Source organism: Blastococcus sp. TF02A-35 (genome assembly GCF_004571075.1).
Lineage (GTDB): Bacteria > Actinomycetota > Actinomycetes > Mycobacteriales > Geodermatophilaceae > Blastococcus.
This window is the reverse complement of sequence record NZ_SPQP01000013.1, coordinates 47,122-65,605: the sequence shown is the minus strand read 5'-3', so window position 1 is coordinate 65,605 and position 18,484 is coordinate 47,122. Positions and strand designations below refer to the sequence as shown.

The 18,484-nt window shown below is 73.9% G+C and carries 16 protein-coding genes and 1 tRNA gene; 5 read left to right on the top strand and 12 right to left on the bottom strand.

The window, feature by feature from the left end; genetic code table 11:
• Window positions 1-4: 4 nt before the first annotated feature.
• From E4P43_RS08650 to E4P43_RS08635, 4 genes are all read right to left on the bottom strand, one after another.
• Window positions 5-841 carry an alpha/beta hydrolase gene (locus E4P43_RS08650; RefSeq protein WP_135145056.1) on the bottom strand — a complete coding sequence of 279 codons (837 nt, stop codon included), beginning with the start codon at window positions 839-841 and terminating at the stop codon, window positions 5-7.
• A 24-nt stretch (window positions 842-865) separates the two neighbouring features.
• Window positions 866-940: transfer RNA gene (locus E4P43_RS08645), tRNA-Val, on the bottom strand.
• Between the two features lie 43 nt (window positions 941-983).
• The gene (locus tag E4P43_RS08640) at window positions 984-1,445 is read right to left on the bottom strand and encodes a peroxiredoxin (RefSeq protein WP_135145055.1); all 462 of its coding nucleotides are present in this window, start codon (window positions 1,443-1,445) and stop codon (window positions 984-986) included.
• A gap of 43 nt (window positions 1,446-1,488) precedes the next feature.
• A complete protein-coding gene (locus tag E4P43_RS08635) occupies window positions 1,489-1,908 on the bottom strand; it encodes a DUF3052 domain-containing protein (RefSeq protein ID WP_135145054.1) in 420 nt (139 codons plus the stop codon).
• A 423-nt stretch (window positions 1,909-2,331) separates the two neighbouring features.
• On the opposite strand from E4P43_RS08635, the gene aceE reads away from it, so the two are divergent.
• The gene (gene aceE, locus E4P43_RS08630) at window positions 2,332-5,139 is read left to right on the top strand and encodes a pyruvate dehydrogenase (acetyl-transferring), homodimeric type (protein ID WP_135145053.1); all 2,808 of its coding nucleotides are present in this window, start codon (window positions 2,332-2,334) and stop codon (window positions 5,137-5,139) included.
• 58 nt (window positions 5,140-5,197) lie between these two features.
• Here aceE and E4P43_RS08625 read toward each other — a convergent pair whose 3' ends face one another.
• From E4P43_RS08625 to E4P43_RS08605, 5 genes are all read right to left on the bottom strand, one after another.
• Window positions 5,198-6,601 (bottom strand): GH1 family beta-glucosidase, encoded by a 1,404-nt coding sequence (locus E4P43_RS08625; protein ID WP_135145052.1) that lies wholly within the window; start codon window positions 6,599-6,601, stop codon window positions 5,198-5,200.
• 58 nt (window positions 6,602-6,659) lie between these two features.
• Window positions 6,660-7,754, bottom strand: coding sequence for a sn-glycerol-3-phosphate ABC transporter ATP-binding protein UgpC (gene ugpC / locus E4P43_RS08620; RefSeq protein ID WP_135145051.1), 1,095 nt, complete (start codon window positions 7,752-7,754; stop codon window positions 6,660-6,662).
• 85 nt (window positions 7,755-7,839) lie between these two features.
• Entirely contained in the window at window positions 7,840-8,757 is a 918-nt protein-coding gene (locus E4P43_RS08615) for a carbohydrate ABC transporter permease (protein ID WP_135145050.1), read from the bottom strand.
• A gap of 9 nt (window positions 8,758-8,766) precedes the next feature.
• Window positions 8,767-9,747 (bottom strand): sugar ABC transporter permease, encoded by a 981-nt coding sequence (locus E4P43_RS08610; RefSeq protein ID WP_135145049.1) that lies wholly within the window; start codon window positions 9,745-9,747, stop codon window positions 8,767-8,769.
• Window positions 9,748-9,879: 132 nt separating this feature from the next.
• Window positions 9,880-11,151 (bottom strand): extracellular solute-binding protein, encoded by a 1,272-nt coding sequence (locus E4P43_RS08605; protein WP_280790947.1) that lies wholly within the window; start codon window positions 11,149-11,151, stop codon window positions 9,880-9,882.
• Window positions 11,152-11,418: 267 nt separating this feature from the next.
• On the opposite strand from E4P43_RS08605, the gene E4P43_RS08600 reads away from it, so the two are divergent.
• Complete coding sequence (locus tag E4P43_RS08600; RefSeq protein WP_135145047.1) at window positions 11,419-12,447, top strand: LacI family DNA-binding transcriptional regulator; 1,029 nt, start codon at window positions 11,419-11,421, stop codon at window positions 12,445-12,447.
• A gap of 10 nt (window positions 12,448-12,457) precedes the next feature.
• On the opposite strand, the gene E4P43_RS08595 is transcribed toward E4P43_RS08600, so the two are convergent.
• The 3 genes from E4P43_RS08595 to E4P43_RS08585 are packed head-to-tail and all read right to left on the bottom strand — an operon-like array spanning window position 12,458 to window position 14,914.
• A complete protein-coding gene (locus tag E4P43_RS08595) occupies window positions 12,458-13,663 on the bottom strand; it encodes a M20 family metallopeptidase (RefSeq protein WP_135145046.1) in 1,206 nt (401 codons plus the stop codon).
• A 10-nt stretch (window positions 13,664-13,673) separates the two neighbouring features.
• The gene (locus E4P43_RS08590; protein WP_135145045.1) at window positions 13,674-14,219 is read right to left on the bottom strand and encodes a pirin family protein; all 546 of its coding nucleotides are present in this window, start codon (window positions 14,217-14,219) and stop codon (window positions 13,674-13,676) included.
• Entirely contained in the window at window positions 14,216-14,914 is a 699-nt protein-coding gene (locus E4P43_RS08585; RefSeq protein WP_135145044.1) for a phosphatase PAP2 family protein, read from the bottom strand. The genes E4P43_RS08590 and E4P43_RS08585 overlap by 4 nt, the downstream gene beginning before the upstream one ends.
• Before the next feature lie 45 nt (window positions 14,915-14,959).
• On the opposite strand from E4P43_RS08585, the gene E4P43_RS08580 reads away from it, so the two are divergent.
• The 3 genes from E4P43_RS08580 to E4P43_RS08570 all read left to right on the top strand — a co-directional run bounded on the left by E4P43_RS08580 (window position 14,960) and on the right by E4P43_RS08570 (window position 18,444).
• Window positions 14,960-16,138, top strand: coding sequence for a helix-turn-helix domain-containing protein (locus E4P43_RS08580; RefSeq protein ID WP_135145043.1), 1,179 nt, complete (start codon window positions 14,960-14,962; stop codon window positions 16,136-16,138).
• Window positions 16,139-16,276: 138 nt separating this feature from the next.
• Window positions 16,277-17,479 (top strand): acyltransferase domain-containing protein, encoded by a 1,203-nt coding sequence (locus tag E4P43_RS08575; RefSeq protein ID WP_135145042.1) that lies wholly within the window; start codon window positions 16,277-16,279, stop codon window positions 17,477-17,479.
• Window positions 17,476-18,444, top strand: coding sequence for a beta-ketoacyl-ACP synthase III (locus tag E4P43_RS08570; protein ID WP_209313796.1), 969 nt, complete (start codon window positions 17,476-17,478; stop codon window positions 18,442-18,444). Before E4P43_RS08575 ends, E4P43_RS08570 begins: the two co-directional genes overlap by 4 nt.
• Window positions 18,445-18,484: the final 40 nt, after the last annotated feature.

Here is an 18,484-nt window from a genome sequence, read left to right as displayed (position 1 = left end):
CGGCTCAGCCGGTCACGAAAGGGTCCACCGCCCGGCGGAACGCGTCGGGCTGCTCGACCCACGGGAAGTGCCCGCAGCGGTCGACGGTGACCACCTCGCCGCGCGGGAACAGCCGCGCCACCACCCGGGGCGGCGTCGGTCCCACGGGGTCCTGCGCCCCGGCGACCACCAGCACCGGTGCCGACACTCCCGCGCACCTCCCGACCAGGTCCTCGGGCGGCGGCACGCTGAAGTACGCCCGGATCGCCTCGACGTCGTACCGCTGCGGGGCGGCGTGCGCACGCTCCCGCGCGGTCCAGGCCGCGTAGCTGAGCGGCATCACCGACTGCACGTACGCCGTGTAGGACTCGCTGCCGGTGAGGTCGGGGCCCCGCTCCCTCGCGGCCAGGGCCGCCTCCACCGCGGGGTCGCCGCGCCGGGCGTCCAGGACGGCGTCCCCGTCGGCCACCGCGCCGGGCACGACGCCCGCAGGTGGGGTGACCAGCAGCAGCCGCTCCACGCTGCCCGGGAAGCGCGCCGCCCAGGCCAGCGCGAGCCGCGTGCCGGCCGAGTGGGCGGCGAGCGCCAGCCGCTCGACCCCCAGGTGCGCGCGCAGGGCCTCGACGTCCTCGGCCTGCCGCCAGTACGAGCCGGCCTCCGGCTCCGCCGGCCGCGGCGACTCCCCCACCCCGCGCAGGTGCGGCAGCAGCAGGGGCCGGACACCGGACAGCCCGGCCAGGTCGCCGAGGTAGCCGGGCGGCAGGCAGGCGCCGCCGGCGACCACCACCAGCGGCGACCGGCCCCCGGCGCCGACCAGGTCGTAGGCGAGCGGCGTGCCGTCGGCTGCGGCGTAGGTGGGCACGACGGGACCGTAGGCGGCGGTCCGTGGTGGGCGCGACAGGATTCGAACCTGCGACCACTCGCTTGTAAGGCGAGGGCTCTACCGCTGAGCTACACGCCCCGCGCGGCCCAGGGTAGGTGCCCCGGGCCGCGTGGCAGGTCGGTCAGGCCGCCAGCTGGGCGACGGCGTCCTTCCAGCCGGACTGCTCGCGGGCGTCGCCGGGCTGGTTGACCTCGGCGAAGGCGATGGCGCCCTCGGCGTCGACGAGGAACGTGCCCCGGACGGCCATGCCGGCCTTCTCGTTGAAGACCCCGTAGGCCTTGGCCGTCTCGCCGTGCGGCCAGAAGTCCGACAGCAGCGGGAAGTCGAAGCCCTCCTGCGCCTTGAAGGCCTTGAGGCTGAAGACCGGGTCGGTGCTGATGGCCAGCACCTTGACGCCGGCGTCGGTGTAGGTGGCCAGCTCGTCGCGCAGCTGGCACAGCTCACCGGTGCAGATGCCGGAGAAGGCGAACGGGTAGAAGACCACGAGAACCGGGGTGCCCCGCAGCTCGGCGAGGGACACGACCTGCTTGTCCTGGTCGGGAAGGCTGAACTCGGGGGCGCGGTCGCCGACGGAGAGGGTCATGGGGCGATCGTGCCGCACCGGGGCCTCGCCCCGGTGACCGGGTTCAGCGGCGGCTGCGAGCGGCCTTCGGCGTGACCAGGCGGATGCCCGACCAGTCCTTGGCCGCGGAGATGCTGCTGGTCTGCGAGAGCCCCGCCGTGGGCGCCACCTCGGTGACGTCGCCGGGCTCGACGTGCCCCGGCCGGCCGGACTTGGGGACGAGCAGCCAGACGACGCCCTCGTCGGCCAGCGAGGTCAGGGCGTCGGTGAGGGCGTCGAACAGGTCGCCGTCGTCCTCCCGCCACCACAGGACCACGACGTCGGCCACCTCGTCGGTGTCCTCGTCGACCATCTCGCTGCCGGAGGCCTCGATGATGGAGTCGCGCAGGTCCTCGTCGGCGTCCTCGCTCCAGCCGAGCTCCTGCACGACCATGCCCGGCTTGATGCCCAGCCGGGCCGCCATGCCGGCGCTGTCGACGCTCATCCCTGCTGCTCCTCCATACGTGATCCTGCTGGTCCGCTGTGACGTGGATGGTGCCCTGTCGGGCCGCTGACCGCGCGGGGACGCGTCACGGGACGACCGGGTGGACGACGTGTCCGGGCCGGGAGCCGAGCGGGCACGAGCCGACGGCGGACACGACCAGCGGGAGAACCACCCGCACCCTGGTCATGTCACCCCTCTCGCTGCGTCGACCCGCCCGCCGTCCGGCCGTCGGTGGCCGGGCATCCGGGGCGGCGTCGCCGAAGACGAGGCACCGCAGGCGGAAGCGTAGGGCATGACGGGCACGGCGCAAGCCTGCGCGCACAGGGCCGACAGCGCGCGGACACCGCCCGGGCGCGACACGCCTCCCCGCCCACATCGGCACGAGACGTGACGGCGGCCGCTCCGGCGGTGGACGATGGGGGCATGAGCGCACCGCAGCAGACGGACGGCGACCCCGCCCGCGACGCAGGCCAGCCCCGCCCGGTCATCACGAGCGGGCTGCCGAGCCAGCTGATCGACACCGACCCCGACGAGACCCAGGAGTGGGTGGAGTCCCTCGACGCCGTCATCGACCACGCCGGTCGGGGCCGGGCCCGATACCTGATGCTGCGGATGCTGGAGCGCAGCCGCGAGCAGCAGGTCGGCGTCCCCTCGCTGCGCAGCACCGACTACATCAACACCATCCCGCCGGAGCGGGAGCCGTACTTCCCGGGCGACGAGCACATCGAGCGCCGCATCCGCGCCTACATCCGCTGGAACGCCGCGATCATGGTGCACCGGGCCCAGCGCCCCGGTATCGGCGTCGGCGGCCACATCTCCTCCTACGCCAGCTCGGCGTCGCTCTACGAGGTGGGCTTCAACCACTTCTTCCGCGGCAAGGACCACCCCGGCGGCGGCGACCAGATCTGGTTCCAGGGGCACGCCTCCCCCGGCATCTACGCGCGTGCCTTCCTCGAGGGCCAGCTGACCGAGCAGCAGCTCGACGGCTTCCGCCAGGAGGTCAGCCACCCCGGCGGCGGCCTCTCCTCCTACCCGCACCCGCGGCTGATGCCCGACTTCTGGGAGTTCCCCACCGTCTCCATGGGCCTCGGCCCGCTGAACGCGATCTACCAGGCGCGGTTCAACCGCTACCTGCACGGCCGCGGCATCAAGGACACCTCCGACCAGCACGTGTGGGCCTTCCTCGGCGACGGCGAGATGGACGAGCCCGAGTCGCTCGGCGCCATCGGCCTGGCCGCCCGCGAGGAGCTGGACAACCTCACCTTCGTCGTCAACTGCAACCTGCAGCGGCTCGACGGCCCGGTGCGCGGCAACGGCAAGGTCATCCAGGAGCTGGAGTCGTTCTTCCGCGGCGCCGGCTGGAACGTGATCAAGGTGATCTGGGGCCGCGGGTGGGACAAGCTGCTGGCCGCCGACCGCGACGGCGCCCTGGTGCACCTGATGAACCAGACGCCGGACGGCGACTACCAGACCTACAAGGCCGAGGACGGCGCCTTCGTCCGCGAGCACTTCTTCGGCCGCGACCCGCGCACCCGCAAGCTCGTGGAGGACATGAGCGACAAGGAGGTGTGGGACCTCGCCCGCGGTGGCCACGACTACCGCAAGGTCTACGCCGCCTACAAGGCCGCGATGGAGCACAAGGGCCAGCCCACCGTGATCCTCGCCAAGACGATCAAGGGCTGGACGCTGGGCAGCCACTTCGAGGGCCGCAACTCCACGCACCAGATGAAGAAGCTGACCGCCGAGGACCTCGCCGGGTTCCGCGACCGGCTCTACCTGGACATCCCGGACTCGGCGCTGGACAAGACGCTGCCGCCCTACTACAAGCCCGACCCGGACTCCGACGAGATGCAGTACATGCTCGAGCGGCGCCGCGCCCTCGGCGGGGCGGTCCCCCGCCGCCGGTCGGAGGCCAAGGCGCTCAAGGCGCCCGACGACAAGGCGCTGGAGGTCCTGCGCCGCGGGTCGGGCAAGCAGGAGGTGGCGACGACGATGGCGTTCGTCCGCCTGCTCAAGGAGCTGCTCAAGGACAAGGAGCTCGGCCCGCGCTTCGTGCCGATCATCCCGGACGAGGCCCGGACCTTCGGCCTGGACTCCCTCTTCTCCAGCCACAAGATCTACAACCCGGCCGGCCAGCGGTACACCTCGGTCGACCGCGAGCTGATGCTGGCCTACAAGGAGTCCGAGCAGGGCGTGATCCTGCACGAGGGCATCAACGAGGCCGGCTCCACGGCGTCGTTCACCGCCGTCGGCACGTCGTACTCCACCCACGGCGAGCCGATGATCCCGATCTACATCTTCTACTCGATGTTCGGGTTCCAGCGGACCGGTGACGGGTTCTGGGCGGCTGCCGACCAGATGACCCGCGGGTTCATCCTGGGCGCCACGGCCGGGCGGACGACGCTCAACGGCGAGGGGCTCCAGCACGAGGACGGGCACTCGCTGCTGCTCGCCCACACCAACCCCGCGGTGGTCTCCTACGACCCGGCCTTCTCCTTCGAGGTCGCCCACATCACCCGCGACGCGCTGGTCCGCATGTACGGCGACGACCCGGGCGCCCCGTTGGGCGGGCACCGCTCGCCGGACGTCATGTACTACCTGACGGTCTACAACGAGCCGTTCAGCCAGCCCGCCGAGCCGGAGGGCCTGGAGGTCGCCGACCTGCTGGCGGGCATGTACCGCTACGCGGAGGGGCCGGCGACCGAGGGCGGGCGCAAGGCGCAGCTGCTCGCGTCCGGCGTGGCCGTGCCGTGGGCGCTGCGCGCGCAGGAGCTGCTGGCGGACGACTGGAACGTCTCGGCCGACGTGTGGTCGGTGACGTCGTGGGGCGAGCTGCGCCGCCAGGCCGACGAGGTGACCGAGCACAACTTCCTGCACCCCGAGGAGGAGCCGAAGGTCCCGTTCGTCACCGCGAAGCTGGCCGACGCCCAGGGCCCGGTCGTGGCGGTGTCGGACTGGATGCGCTCCGTCCCCGACCTGATCGCGCCCTACGTCCCCGGTGGGATGTCCACGCTGGGCACCGACGGGTTCGGCCTCTCCGACACCCGCCCGGCGCTGCGCCGGCACTTCCACGTCGACGCGGAGACGATCGTGGTGCGGACGCTGGCCACGCTGGCCGACAGGGGCGAGGTCGAGCGCTCCGTCGTCCGGCAGGCGGTGGAGAAGTACCAGGTGCGCGACGTGCAGGCCGCCCCGGCCGAGGAGCGGACGGACCCGAGCCCGGCGACCTGACGCAGGCCCGGGAACGGGAGCCGGCGGCGCAGACCCCCCTGCGCCGCCGGCTCCCGTCCTAGACCTCCGGAGCCTGCCGGTGGCGCCGGAGGACCTCTGCGTAGGCGCGCCCGCTGTCCTTGACGGTGCGCCGCTGGGTCGCGTAGTCGACGTGGACCAGGCCGAAGCGCTGCGCGTACCCCCGGGCCCACTCGTAGTTGTCCAGCAGCGACCAGGCGAAGTAGCCGCGGACGTCGGCCCCCGCGGCGATCGCGGTGCTCACCGCCTCGAGGTGCCGGAACAGGTAGTCGGTGCGCTCCGGGTCGTGCACCGCCCCGTCGTCGGAGACCTCGTCCTCCCACGCCGAGCCGTTCTCGGTGACGACCAGCGGGAGGCCCGGCGCCTGGTCGGAGATCCACAGCAGCAGCCGGGTGAAGGCCTCGGGGCTGATGCCCCAGCCCATCGTCGTCGTCGGGCCCTCGGGCTCCAGCTCGACCACGTCCTCGGCGCCGATGAACGAGGTCGGCCGGTCCGGGGGACGGACGCCGACCTGCACGGTGGACTCGAAGTAGTAGTTGACCCCGAGCCAGTCCAGCGGGGCGGCGATCACCGCGAGGTCGCCGTCCTCGACCGGCAGCGGCGCGCCGGCGCCCTCCAGGTCGGCGACGACGTCGGCGGGGTACTCCCCCGTGACGATCGGCAGCAGGAACATCCGGTTCTGCTGGCCGTCGAGCCGACGGGCGGCGTCGACGTCCTCGGGCCGGTCGCTGGCCGGCGTCATCGGCGTGAAGTTCAGCGTGACGCCCGCGCTCTCCACCCCGCGGGCCCGCAGGGCCTGGGTCGCGAGGCCGTGGCCGAGCAGCAGGTGGTGCGTGGCGCGGGCCGCGGCGACGGCGTCGCGCTCCCCCGGCGCGTGCTGGCCGGACATGTGGCCCAGCAGCGCGCTGCACATCGGCTCGTTCAGCGTCGACCAGTGGCGCACCCGGTCGCCCAGCGCGCCGTGCACGACCTCGGCGTAGTCGGCGAAGCGGGCCGCGGTGTCTCGGGCGGCCCAGCCCCCGGCGTCCTGCAGCGCCTGCGGCAGGTCCCAGTGGTAGAGCGTCAGCCACGGGTCCACGCCGTGGTCGAGCAGCTCGTCGACCAGCCGGCGGTAGAAGTCCAGGCCCCGCTGCTCGACCCGGCCGGCCCCCTCGGGCAGCACCCGCGCCCAGGCGACCGAGAAGCGGTACGCCGACAGCCCGAGCTCGGCCATGAGCGCCACGTCCTGCGGGAAGCGGGTGTAGTGCTCGACGGCGACGTCGCCGGTGTGCCCCTGGAAGGTGCGGCCCGGGGTGTGGCTGAAGGTGTCCCAGATCGACCGGCCGCGGCCGTCGACGTCGACCGCCCCCTCGATCTGGTAGGCGGCCGTGGCCGCGCCGAAGGTGAAGCCGGGCGGGAAGCGCAGCGCGATGGCGAGGTCGGGTCGGGCGTCGGTGGTGGTCATGGGCGTGCGTCTCCTCGACGGTCGGGGGGATGGGGCGGTGGGTGCGGCGCGGCCGCGGTCAGTCGACGCGTGCCTGGGTGACCGGGTCGAAGACGTGCAGGGAGTCCTCGCGGGTGCGCAGCCAGACGGTCTGCCCGGGCACGGGCACCTGCCGGGGGTCTATGCGGACCACGACACCGGAGCCGCCGACGCCGGCCTGCACCCCCTCCGGCGTGGTGTAGAGGTAGGCGTCCGAGCCGAGCTGCTCCACGACGTCGACGACGACCGGGACGCCGTCCCCGGGACCGCCGAGGTCCAGGCACTCGGGGCGGAAGCCGACCGTGACGCGGCCGGTGCCGGCCGACGCCCGCGACAGCCGGTCGCGGTCCACCGGGAGGACCGACGTCCCGACGCGTACGCCGCCGTCGACGGCCTCCCCGGTGACGATGTTCATGGCCGGGGACCCGATGAAGCCGGCGACGAAGACGTTCGCCGGCCGCTCGTAGATCGTCGCCGGGGTGTCGCACTGCTGCAGCAGCCCGTCCTTGAGGACCGCCACCCGGTCCCCCATCGTCATGGCCTCGACCTGGTCGTGGGTGACGTAGACGGTGGTGGTCCCCAGGCGCCGCACGAGCGCCGCGATCTGGGTGCGGGTCTGCACCCGCAGCTTGGCGTCGAGGTTGGACAGCGGCTCGTCCATGAGGAACACCTGCGGCTGGCGCACGATCGCCCGGCCCATCGCCACCCGCTGCCGCTGGCCGCCGGAGAGCGCCTTGGGCCGGCGCTGCAGGTAGTCCTCGAGGTCCAGGATCCTGGCCGCCTCGGCCACCCGCTGGGCGATCTCCGCCTTGCCCACGCCGGCGAGCCGGAGCGCGAAGCCCATGTTCTGCTCGACGGTCATGTGCGGGTAGAGGGCGTAGCTCTGGAAGACCATCGCGATGTCGCGGTCCTTGGGCGGGGCGTCGGTGACGTCGCGGTCGCCGATGCGGATGGCGCCGGTGTCGACCTCCTCCAGGCCGGCCAGCATCCGCAGCGACGTCGACTTGCCGCAGCCCGACGGCCCGACGACGACGAGCAGCTCGCCGTCCTCGATGCGCAGGTCCAGCGCGTCGACCGCGGGGCGGTCGGACCTGGGGTAGATGCGGGTCGCCTGCTCGAAGGTCACGGTCGCCATGGGTCGGTCCTCTTCCGGGAGGGAGGGGTGGAGGGGCTGAGGAGCAGTGGGGCGGCGCCTCGCGCCGCGCCGCCGGGGCAGGCCGTCATCCCTTGACCGCGCCCTGCATGATCCCGCCCACGATCTGCTTGCCGAGGATCGTGAAGACGACCAGCACGGGCAGGGTGCCGAGCAGGGTGCCGGCCATGATCACCGACTGCTGGGGCACGTAGCCCGAGCCGAGCCCGGCCAGCGCGACCTGCACCGTGGGGTTGGCGGTGGTCAGCGCGATGATCGGCCAGAAGAACTCGTTCCAGGCGGTCAGGAAGGTCAGCATCGCGAGCACCGCCATCGCCGGGCGGGCGACCGGGACGACGATCGACCAGAAGATCCGGAACGTGGAGGCGCCGTCCACGCGCCCGGCCTCGAGCAGCTCGTTGGGCAGGGCGCTGATCAGGTACTGCCGCATGAAGAACACGCCGAAGGCGCTCACCAGGGTCGGCAGGATGACCGCCTGCAGCTGGTTCACCCACTGCAGGTCGGCGATCATCATGAACAGCGGGATCACCGACAGCTGGGTGGGCACCATCATCGTGCCGACGACCAGCGCGAGCAGCAGCCCGCGGCCGCGGAACTGCAGCTTGGCGAAGGCGAACCCGGCCAGCGTGCAGAAGAGCACGGTGCCGACGGTGATGGCGCCGGAGACCAGCACCGAGTTGAGGATCGCCTTGCCGATGGGCGCTTGGTCCAGCGCCGCGGCGAAGTTGTCGAACAGGCTGGCGTTCGGCAGGAACGGCGGCGGGCTGGCCGCGAGCTCGGCGTTGGTGTGGGAGCCGGCGACGACCGTCCAGTAGAGCGGGAAGATCGACACCAGCGCGGTGAGGGTGAGCACCGTGTAGGTCACCGGTCCGGCCTTGCCGGACTTCCCACCGCGGCCCTTGCGGGCCCGTCCGCCCGCGCCGTCGGCGGCACGGCCGACGGGGCGTACCTCGGTGGTGCCGGTGCCGGGAAGCGTGATGGTCATGTCCGGCCCCTACCGGTCGGCCCGGGCGCGGAGGCGGCCGACCACGGCGTTCAGCCCCACGACGAGCAGGATGATCATGAACATGGCCCAGGCCGTGGTGGCCGCCTGGCCGATGTGGAAGTTGCTCCAGCCCTGCTGGTACATCAGCAGGCCGAGCGTCTGGTACTGCCCCGACGAGCCGCCGGAGGTGGTGCCGTTGCCGGCGAACAGCAGCGGCTCACCGAACAGCTGGACCGCGCCGATGGTCGAGACGACGATCGTGAACACGATCGTCGGGCGCAGCGACGGGATCGTGACGTGCAGGAACTGCTTCCACCGGCTGGCGCCGTCGATCTCCGCGGCCTCGTAGAGCTCGCCGGGGATCGACTGCATCGCCGCCAGGTAGATCAGGGCGTTGTAGCCCGTCCACCGCCAGGTGACGATGACGGCGATGGCGAACTGGCTGCTCCAGGTGCCGCTCTCCCAGTCGATGCGCTCCAGGCCGACCGCCTCGAGGGCGGTGTTGATCAGCCCGTAGTCGCGGCCGAAGAGCTGGGCGAAGACCAGCGTCGCGGCGGCGATGCTGGTCGCGTAGGGCATGAGCATCACGGTGCGGAAGAAGGTCCGCCCGCGGAGCTTGTAGTTCAGCAGGTGGGCCAGGCCCAGGGCCATGCACAGCTGCGGCACCGTGGCGAGGACGCCGATGGTGAGGGTGTTCCGGGCGGCGTTCCAGAAGAACTCGCTCTGCAGCAGGTTGCGGTAGTTCTCCAGGCCCACGAACGTGCCGCCGTCGATGTCGGACAGGCTGGTCCGGTGCAGGGACACCCAGGCGGTGTAGAGGAACGGGTAGAGGCTGAACGCCCCGAAGACGAGGAAGAAGGGGGCGACGTAGGCGTACCCCCAGCGGTTCTGGCTGAGCCGACGCCGGCGGCGGGGCGGTGGTGGCGGGGCGGCGGGGCGGAGGGGCGCTGCGACGAGCGCCTCGGCGGGGCTCTGGCTCGCGATGGTCATGCGGGGCCTCGAGGAGTTCGGGGGCGGACCGGGGTCCCCCGGGACGGCCGGGGGCGGCGAGGTGCCGGTGCAGGTGCCCGGGAGCGGGATCGCTCCCGGGCACCGCGTCCGGTGGGGCGTGCCGGGCGGGGGTCAGCCGCCGATGGCCTGCTGCGTGGCCTTGATCGCGTCCTCGAAGGCGTCGTCGGGCTTGGTGCCGCTCGACGCGATGTCGGTCAGGGCGGTGGTGAACGCCTCCTGGATCTGGGTGTCGTACGGCCCGATAGGCGTCCGCTTGATCGCCGCGGCCGACTTCCCGAAGATCTCGCCGGTCGGTGCGCCGCTGAAGAACTCGTCGACGTGGCCGACGACGGCCGGGTCCTCCGCCGCCTGCGGGCTGGAGGGGAAGTGCCCGGTGCGGGTGAAGAGCTTCACCTGCTGCTCGGGTGCGGTCAGCCACTCGACGAGGTCCTTGGCCGCCTCCACGTTCTTGCCGCTGGAGGGCACCCCGAGCCACGCCCCGCCCCAGTTGGCGGCGGACTCGCTGGAGCCCGGGAGCGGCGCGACGTCCCACACCCCGGCGCGGTCCTCGCCCATCTGGGACTTGATGTAGCCGAGCATCCAGGCCGGGCAGGCGATCGTGGCGAAGGCGTCGTTGGGGAAGGCGGCGACCCACTCGTCACCGAACTGCGACAGGTTGGCGGTGAGGCCCTCCGCGGCCGCCTGGCTGGCGTAGCCCCACGCCGACTCGACGCCGTCGCTCTCCTCCGGGATGGGGTTGCCGTCCTCGTCGTTGTAGGCGGTCTCGCCCTGGTAGACCGAGGCCGAGAAGATGCTCGCCGGGCTGTCGACGAAGGCGCTGTCCGCGGGCTTGGTCGGCGAGGCCTCGTAGCGGCGGGCGACCTCGAGGTACTCGTCCCACGTCGACCACAGCTCGCCGAGCTCGGCGCGGTCGGTGGGCAGGCCGGCGGCCTCGAACATGTCCTTGCGGAAGCACATGGCCTCCGGGCCGGCGTCGGTCCCCAGGCCCACGACCTTGCCGTCCTGGCTGCTGGCCTGGCCCCACTTCCAGTCGTAGAAGTTGGCCTCGAGCTCCTCGGCGTTCTCCTCCGCGCCGAAGTCGACGAAGGCGTCGGCGTGGTTGGCCACGACGTCGGCGATGAACCCGATCTCCAGGCCCTGGATGTCGTCGAGGCCGGAGCCCGCGGCGAGGCGGGTCTGCAGCGACTTGTAGTACGGCGCGGACTGGGCCACGGTGTTCTGCTTGATCGTGACGTTCGGGTGGAGCTCCATGTACTCCTCGTAGAGCCCGGCGTTGTCGAAGTCGAAGGTGCCGAACAGCCCGAGGGTCAGGGTGACCGGTGCGTCGGGGTCGTACGGGCCGTCGTCTGCGGCGCCGGAACTGCCGCAGGCTCCGGTGAGCAGTGCGACGGCGACCGCCGCCGACGCCGCCTTGGTCCCTCGCGGACACGGACATGGCAGACCTCCTGGTCGTCGGCCGCACCCACGGAGGGACGGGCTCGAGGGTCCGTCGTGAGAACGCTCTCACGACCTGACGGCGGCCAGAGTGGCCTGAGTCACAATCACCTGTCAAGGGGATCGTGGAAACGCTTTCACGGCGCTACCGTTGCGCTGCCGCCCCGGCTCCCGGGGCGACGGACCGGGACGGCCACCGAGCCGGGAGGGACGGCCATGACGACCACCGGCACGCGGGTCGGCTCCCCCACGCTCGACGAGGTCGCCCAGCTGGCCGGCGTCTCCCGGGCCACGGTGTCGCGGGTCGTGAACGACTCGCCCCGGGTCAGCCCCGAGGCGCGGCTGGCGGTGCAGGCCGCCGTCGAGGCGCTGCGCTACGTGCCCAACCGGATGGCCCGCAGCCTCGTCACCCGGCGGACCGACACGATCGCGCTGGTCCTGTCGGAGTCCAACACCCAGGTCTTCTCCGACCCGTTCTTCGCCAGCATCGTGCGCGGGCTGTCCGCGCGCCTGGCCGACACCGACCTCAACCTCGTCCTGCTGGCCGCCCGCGGGGAGCGCGAGCAGGAGAAGATCGGCCGCTACGTGCGGCAGGGCCACGTCGACGGCGTCATCCTGATGTCGCTGCACAGCGACGACCTGCTGCCCGACATCCTCACCGGCACCCGGCTCCCGCTGGTGCTCTCCGGCCGGCCGCTCGACGGCCGGCCCATCGCCTACGTCGACGCCGACAACACCGGCGGCGCCGCGGCCGCGACCGGGCTCCTGCTCTCGCTGGGCCGCCGCCGCGTGGCGACCGTGACCGGGCCGCAGGACATGGTGGCCGGGCTCGACCGGTTCGCCGGCTACCGCGCGGCCGTGGAGCGGTCGGGCCGCCCCGTCGACCCCGCCCTGGTCGCCGCCGGCGACTTCACCGAGGCCGGCGGGATGCGGGCCATGACCGAGCTGCTGGAGAGGGCGCCGGACCTCGACGCGGTCTTCGTCGCGTCCGACCCCATGGCCGTCGGCGCCGTGCAGGCGCTGCGCGCGGCCGGGCGCCGCGTGCCCGACGACGTCGCCGTCGTGGGGTTCGACGACGCCGCGGTGGCCGCGGCCTGCGACCCCCCGCTGACCACCGTGGCGCAGCCGCTCGGCGAGATGACCACGCTGATGGTGGAGCTGCTGCTGGACCAGATCGAGCACGGCGAGCGGTCGGTCGAGACCCGCGTCTGCGACACCGCGCTCGTCCGGCGCGCCTCCGCCTGAGCGCCGCCGGTCAGCCGGCCAGCGCCTGCAGCGCCATCTGCGCGTAGAGGGCGACGCCGGCCGGCAGCGGCTCCTCGTCGAACACCACCAGGTTCGAGTGGTTGGCCGGCGCGGTCGCCGGGTCCAGCCCGGGCGGGCAGGCCCCGAGCCAGGCCATGACGCCGGGGACCTGCTGAAGCACGTAGGAGAAGTCCTCCGCGCCCATGAGCGGCGCGGGCATCAGCACCCCCGCCTCCCGGCCGAACAGCGTCGCCGCCGTCTCCAGCACCTGCGCCGCCGCGGCCGGGTCGTTCACGGTGACCGGGTAGCCCTCGAAGTGCTCCCAGTGCAGCTCCATCTCGTGCGCGGCGGCGACGTGCGTGGCCACCCGCTCCACGGACGCCACCATGTCGGCCCGCCGCTCGGCCGAGAGCGTGCGGATCGTGCCCTGGAGCACCGCGGTGTCCGGGATGACGTTGTTGGTCGAGCCCGCCTCGATGTGCGCGACGGTGACGACGGCGGGGTCGAAGACGTCGACCCGGCGGGTGACCATCGCCTGCAGGGCCAGCACGATCTCGGCGGCCACCGGGATCGGGTCGGCGGCCTTGTGCGGCTCCGAGGCGTGCCCGCCGCGCCCGCGCAGCGTCATGCGCCACTGGTCGGCCGCAGCCATCACCGGGCCCGGCCGCAGGTTGACGGTGCCGCTCGGCATGGTCGAGGAGACGTGCAGCGCGAACGCGCCGCTGACCGGCGCCTCGGGGACGACGTCGAGCAGCCCCTCGTCGAGCATGTACCGGGCGCCGTGGAAGCCCTCCTCCCCCGGCTGCGCCATGAACACGACCTGCCCGGCGATCTCCTCGCGCAGCTGCGAGAGCACCCGCGCGGCGCCCACCAGCATCGCCACGTGGGTGTCGTGGCCGCAGGCGTGCATGGCGCCGGGCACCTCGGAGGCGAAGGGGAGGCCGCTGTCCTCGTGCACCGGCAGCGCGTCCATGTCACCGCGGAGCAGGTAGGTGGGGCCGGGCCGGGCCCCGCGCAGCACGCCCACGACCGAGCTCGTGGAGGTCCCGGTGGTCACCTCGAGCGGCAGCTCGGCGAACGCCTCCAGCACCGTCGCCTGGGTCTGCGGCAGGTGCAGGCCGATCTCCGGGTGCCGGTGCAGCCGGCGGCGCAGCTCGATCGTGCGGTCGGCGTCGGAGTAGGCGGCGGCGAGCAGGTCGGAGGGGCTGGTCGGCATGCCTCCACTGTCACACGGCCCAGGACGGCCGGCCGGTGTCGACCTCCCAGACGACGACCGTCGCCGGCTCGGCCACCCGCACCGGCCCCGCGTCCTGCCGGGCGACCCCGGACGCGGTGGCGACCAGCACCACCCCCGCGGGGACCACCAGCTCCTCCCCCGGCTCCGCGCGGCCGAGCCAGAGCCGGGCGTCCGGGCGGCGCAGGTCCAGCCGGCCGGCGGGCGCACGGTGCACCTCGTGCGAGGTCGGCGCCGCGGCGTCGGCGCTGCGCAGGTAGCACTGCAGCACCCGGGCGCCGGCTGCCCCGGCCACCTCGTCGTGCACCAGCCCCTGCCCGGCGCGCAGCACCGCGACGTCCCCCGCGGCGACCGTCGCCCCCTCGCCCCAGCGGTGGGTGACCGCACCGGCGAGGACGACGGCGACGACGTCGACGGCGCGGTGCTCGTGCCGGCCGTAGCCCTCCCCCGGCGCCAGGCGGTCGTCGGCGACCCGCAGCAGCGGGCCGAGCGAGCCGTCGTCGGGGGCCAGCACGACGTGCTGGTCGGGGCCGCTCACCGGGGCGGGAGGGCGGCGCGACCACCCGGGAGCGCGTCGAGCAGCACGGCCACGAGCAGGCACCAGGACAGCCCCAGCGCCCAGCCGCCCAGGACGTCGGAGAGGTAGTGCACGCCCAGCCACATGCGGGTGAGCCCGACCAGGACGACGAGGACGACACCCGCGGTGGCCCACAGGCGCCGCGACGCCGACGTCAGCCAGGGCCAGGCGAGGACCAGGGCGACGGTGACCAGGGCGGCGATGCCCGAGGAGTGGCCGCTCGGGTAGCTGAGCGACTCGTACCGGGCCCCGCCGTCGTCGAAGGGCGGGCGCACGCGGCCGAAGTAGTCCTTCAGCAGCGCCGTCACCGGGCTGACCAGGCCGGCCGAGAGCACCACCCAGGCCACGGTCCGCCAGGCCCGGCGGCGGGCCAGCCACACCACCACCGGCAGGAGGAGCACCAGCCGGACGGCGGACAGGCCGGGCGCCGTGAGCGTCTCGAGCAGCCAGTCCAGCGCCCGGGCGCGGTCGTCGCCGGCGTACAGCGCCTCGCTCACCGCCGCGTCGAGGCGCAGCTGCGGTGCGAACCCCGTCCGCACGCCGGCACCCAGCAGGGCCACCAGGGCGAACCCGGCGACGGTGGCCACCACCAGCCCGGCCGGGACGGCGGCACGCGCCCGGGTGACATCCGCGGTGCCGACCGGGGGAACGCTCACCGGTCCACTCTCCCCCACCACTGGGCGGCGTGACACGCTGACCGGGTGAGCCGGGTGAGCAACCGCCCACCGTCGGAGGCCACCCTCCGCCGGCTGGAGCGCGCGTCCGGGTCGTTGGCCACCCAGGCCGTGGCCCGGATGGACGAGGAGCTGTCCTGGTTCCGCGCCATGCCCGCCGACCAGCGCTCCTGGGTCACGCTGGTGGCCCAGGCCGGCATCGCGTCGCTGGTCGAGTGGTGCCGCAGCCCGGGCCGCCCGCCCAAGCTCACCGGCGAGGTGTTCGGCGCCGCCCCCCGGGAGCTGGCCCGGACCGTGGCGCTCAAGCAGACCGTGGACCTGGTCAAGGTCACCGTCGAGGTGGTCGAGGAGCGGGTGTCCTCGGTCGCCGAGCCCGGTGACGAGGACGCCCTCCGGCTGGCCGTCCTCCTGTTCAGCCGCGAGGTCGCCTTCGCCACCGCGCACGTCTACGCCAGCTTCGCGGAGAACCGGGGCGCCTGGGACGCCCGGCTGGAGGCGCTCGCCGTCGACGCGCTGGTGCGCGGCGAGCGGACCGACGAGCTGTCGGGGCGCGCCGCCGCGCTGGGGTGGGCGGCCACCACAACGGCGGTGGTCGTCGTCGGCCCGGCCCCGACCGACGTGGAGGACCCGCACGCCGCGGTGCGGCGGGCGGCCCGCTCGGTGCGCTGCGACGTCCTCGTCGGCGTGCACGCCGAGCAGCTGGTCGTCGTGCTGGGCGGGGAGCACGACCTGGAGCTCGCGGCGGACCGGGTCAGCGAGGAGTTCGGCGCGGGCCCGGTCGTCACCGGGCCGGTCGTGGAGGGGCTGAGCCGGGCCGGCCTCTCCGCCGCGGCGGCGCTGGCCGGCCTGCGCGCGGCCCGGGCCTGGCCGGAGGCGCCGCGGCCGGTGTCCGCCGACGCGCTCCTGGCCGAGCGCGCCCTGGACGGCGACCCGCTGGCCCGGGCCGCGCTGCAGGAGCGGGTGGCCGCACCCCTGCGGGCCGCCGGGGGTGGCGTGCTGGAGACCGTGCGGGCGGTCCTCGCCAGCGGCGGGAACCTGGAGGCCAGCGCCCGCGCGATCTTCGTGCACCCGAACACCGTGCGGTACCGGCTGAAGCGGGCCGCAGAGCTCACCGGCGTCTCGGCGACCGACCCCCGCGGGAGCTGGACCCTCCAGGTTGCACTCGCCCTCTCCGCCCTCGCCGACGAGCGCTCGCTCTGGCACTGACCGTCCGAACCCCACCACGGACCGGGTCGCCACGAGGCTGTTCTGCTGCATGTGTTGGAGGGTTCCCACAAAGATCACCGGTGGGCTTTCGTATCGCAGCCCACCGCGGCCGAGCCGGATCACTGGCACGGTGAGGGGGTGCTCGCCGTCCTCGCCCCGGGTCAGGGTGCGCAGAAACCAGGGATGCTCACCGACTGGCTCGACCTCCCGGGCGCGGAGCCGTTCTTCCGCTGGGCCGGGGCCATCGCCGGCGCCGACCTCCTGACGCTGGGCACCGAGGGTGACGCGGAGGCGATCAAGGACACCGCGGTCACCCAGCCGCTCGTCGTCGCGATGAGCCTCTTCGTCGCCCGCGAGCTGGGCGGGCTACCGGGGCCGGTCGCGCACACGCCGCACGCGGGGCGCGACGTCGTCATCACCGGGCACAGCGTCGGCGAGCTCACCGCCGCGGCGCTGGCCGGCGTCCTCTCCGTCGAGGCCGCCATCGCGCTCACCGCCGTCCGTGGGCGGGCCATGGCGGCGGCCTGCGCGCTGACGCCGACCGGCATGTCCGCCGTCCTGGGCGGCGACCCCGACGAGCTGCAGGCCGCACTGGACGAGCACGGGCTCTCCGCGGCGAACTACAACGGCGGCGGGCAGGTCGTCGTCGCCGGCCCGCTGGACGGGCTGGACGCGCTCAAGGCCCAGCCGCCGGCCAAGGCGCGGGTCATGCCGCTGTCGGTCGCCGGCGCCTTCCACACCTCCTACATGGCACCGGCCCGCGAGGAGCTGGAGGGGCTGGTCGGCGGTCTCCGGCCGGCCGACCCCAGCCGGCTGCTGCTCTCCAACGCCGACGGCGCCGCGGTGGGCTCGGGCGCCGAGGCGCTGTCCCGCCTGGTCAGTCAGGTCACCAGCCCGGTCCGCTTCGACTCCTGCCTGGCCACGATGCGCGAGCTGGGGGTGACCGCGGTGATCGAGCTGCCGCCGGCCGGCGCGCTGGCCGGGCTGGCCAAGCGCGAGTGGAAGGGCGCCGGCATCGAGATCCTCGCGGTCAGCAGCCCCGCCGACCTCGACCGCGCCCGCGAGCTGATCGCCGCCGAGCGCGGCCGTGCCGAGGCCGAGCACCTCCCCGACTGGCGCATGGTCGTCGCCCCCGCCCGCGGGACGGTGAGCCCGGCCGAGATCGCCGAGGGCACGCACCTGCCCGCCGGCACCCCGCTCGGCTGCATCCGCGGCCGTCGGGAGGAGGTCAACGTCTCCGCCGGCTACGACGGCGTGCTCGCCGAGTGGCTCGTGCACGACGGTGACCTCGTCGACGCCGGCGACCCGATCGCCCGGCTCTACCCGGAGGTGTCCTCGTGACCACCATCAAGCCGGCCGAGGGCGCCCCCGGCGCCCGCATCCTGGGCGTCGGCGGCTACCGGCCGCGCCGCCGGGTCACCAACGACGAGCTCGCGCAGGTGATGGACACCAACGACGAGTGGATCCAGAGCCGGGTCGGCATCGCCGAGCGGCGCTGGGCCGAGGACGACGAGACCCTCGTCGAGATGGCGGTTGCGGCCGGCGGCAAGGCGCTGGCCGCCAGCGGCCTGGCCCCCGACCAGGTCGACCTGGTGATCGTGGCCAGCGCCAGCCTCCGCCACCCGATCCCCGGCATCGGCCCGCAGGTCGCTCACCGGCTGGGCATCCCCCGCCCGGGCGCGTTCGACCTCAACGCCGGGTGCGCCGGGTTCTGCTACGCCCTCGGGCTGGCCTCCGACGCGATCCGCACCGGGTCGGCCCGCCACGTCGTCGTCGTCGGCGTCGAGCGGCTGACCGACGTGACCGACCGCAACGACCGGGCGACGGCGGTGATCTTCGCCGACGGTGCGGGCGCGGTCGTGGTGGGGCCCTCCGACGAGCCGGGCATCGGCCCGGTCGCCTGGGGCAGCGACGGCGACCAGTACAGCGCCATCGAGATCGACGTCGAGTCGGCGTTCCTCACGATGGCCGGCCAGGCCGTCTACCGGTGGGCGACGACGCGGCTGACCGAGACGCTGCAGGAGGCGATGGACAAGGCCGGGGTGACCGCCGCGGACATCGACGTCTTCGCCCCGCACCAGGCCAACCTGCGGATCATCGAGTCGATGGCCAAGAAGCTCGGCTTCGGCGAGCGGACCGTCATCGCGCGCGACATCGTCCAGGCCGGCAACACCTCGGCCGCCTCCATCCCGCTGGCGCTCGGCGCGCTGCTGGAGTCCGGCGAGGCGAAGTCCGGCGACCTGGCGCTCGTCCTCGGCTACGGCGCCGGGCTCACCTTCGCCGGCCAGGTGCTGCGGCTGCCGTGACGCCGCGACGGAGCGATGCTCCCCCCAGTCCCCGGGACAC

Excerpts from the sequence above, each read along its gene's own strand:
- E4P43_RS08595 (WP_135145046.1), bottom strand. The coding sequence starts at position 13,663 with ATGCCGACCAGCCCCTCCGACCTGCTCGCCGCCGCCTACTCCGACGCC.
- E4P43_RS08615 (WP_135145050.1), bottom strand. The coding sequence starts at position 8,757 with ATGACCATCACGCTTCCCGGCACCGGCACCACCGAGGTACGCCCCGTC.
- aceE (WP_135145053.1), top strand. The coding sequence starts at position 2,332 with ATGAGCGCACCGCAGCAGACGGACGGCGACCCCGCCCGCGACGCAGGC.
- E4P43_RS08600 (WP_135145047.1), top strand. The coding sequence starts at position 11,419 with ATGACGACCACCGGCACGCGGGTCGGCTCCCCCACGCTCGACGAGGTC.
- E4P43_RS08640 (WP_135145055.1), bottom strand. The coding sequence starts at position 1,445 with ATGACCCTCTCCGTCGGCGACCGCGCCCCCGAGTTCAGCCTTCCCGAC.
- E4P43_RS08610 (WP_135145049.1), bottom strand. The coding sequence starts at position 9,747 with ATGACCATCGCGAGCCAGAGCCCCGCCGAGGCGCTCGTCGCAGCGCCC.
- E4P43_RS08635 (WP_135145054.1), bottom strand. The coding sequence starts at position 1,908 with ATGAGCGTCGACAGCGCCGGCATGGCGGCCCGGCTGGGCATCAAGCCG.
- E4P43_RS08625 (WP_135145052.1), bottom strand. The coding sequence starts at position 6,601 with ATGACCACCACCGACGCCCGACCCGACCTCGCCATCGCGCTGCGCTTC.
- ugpC (WP_135145051.1), bottom strand. The coding sequence starts at position 7,754 with ATGGCGACCGTGACCTTCGAGCAGGCGACCCGCATCTACCCCAGGTCC.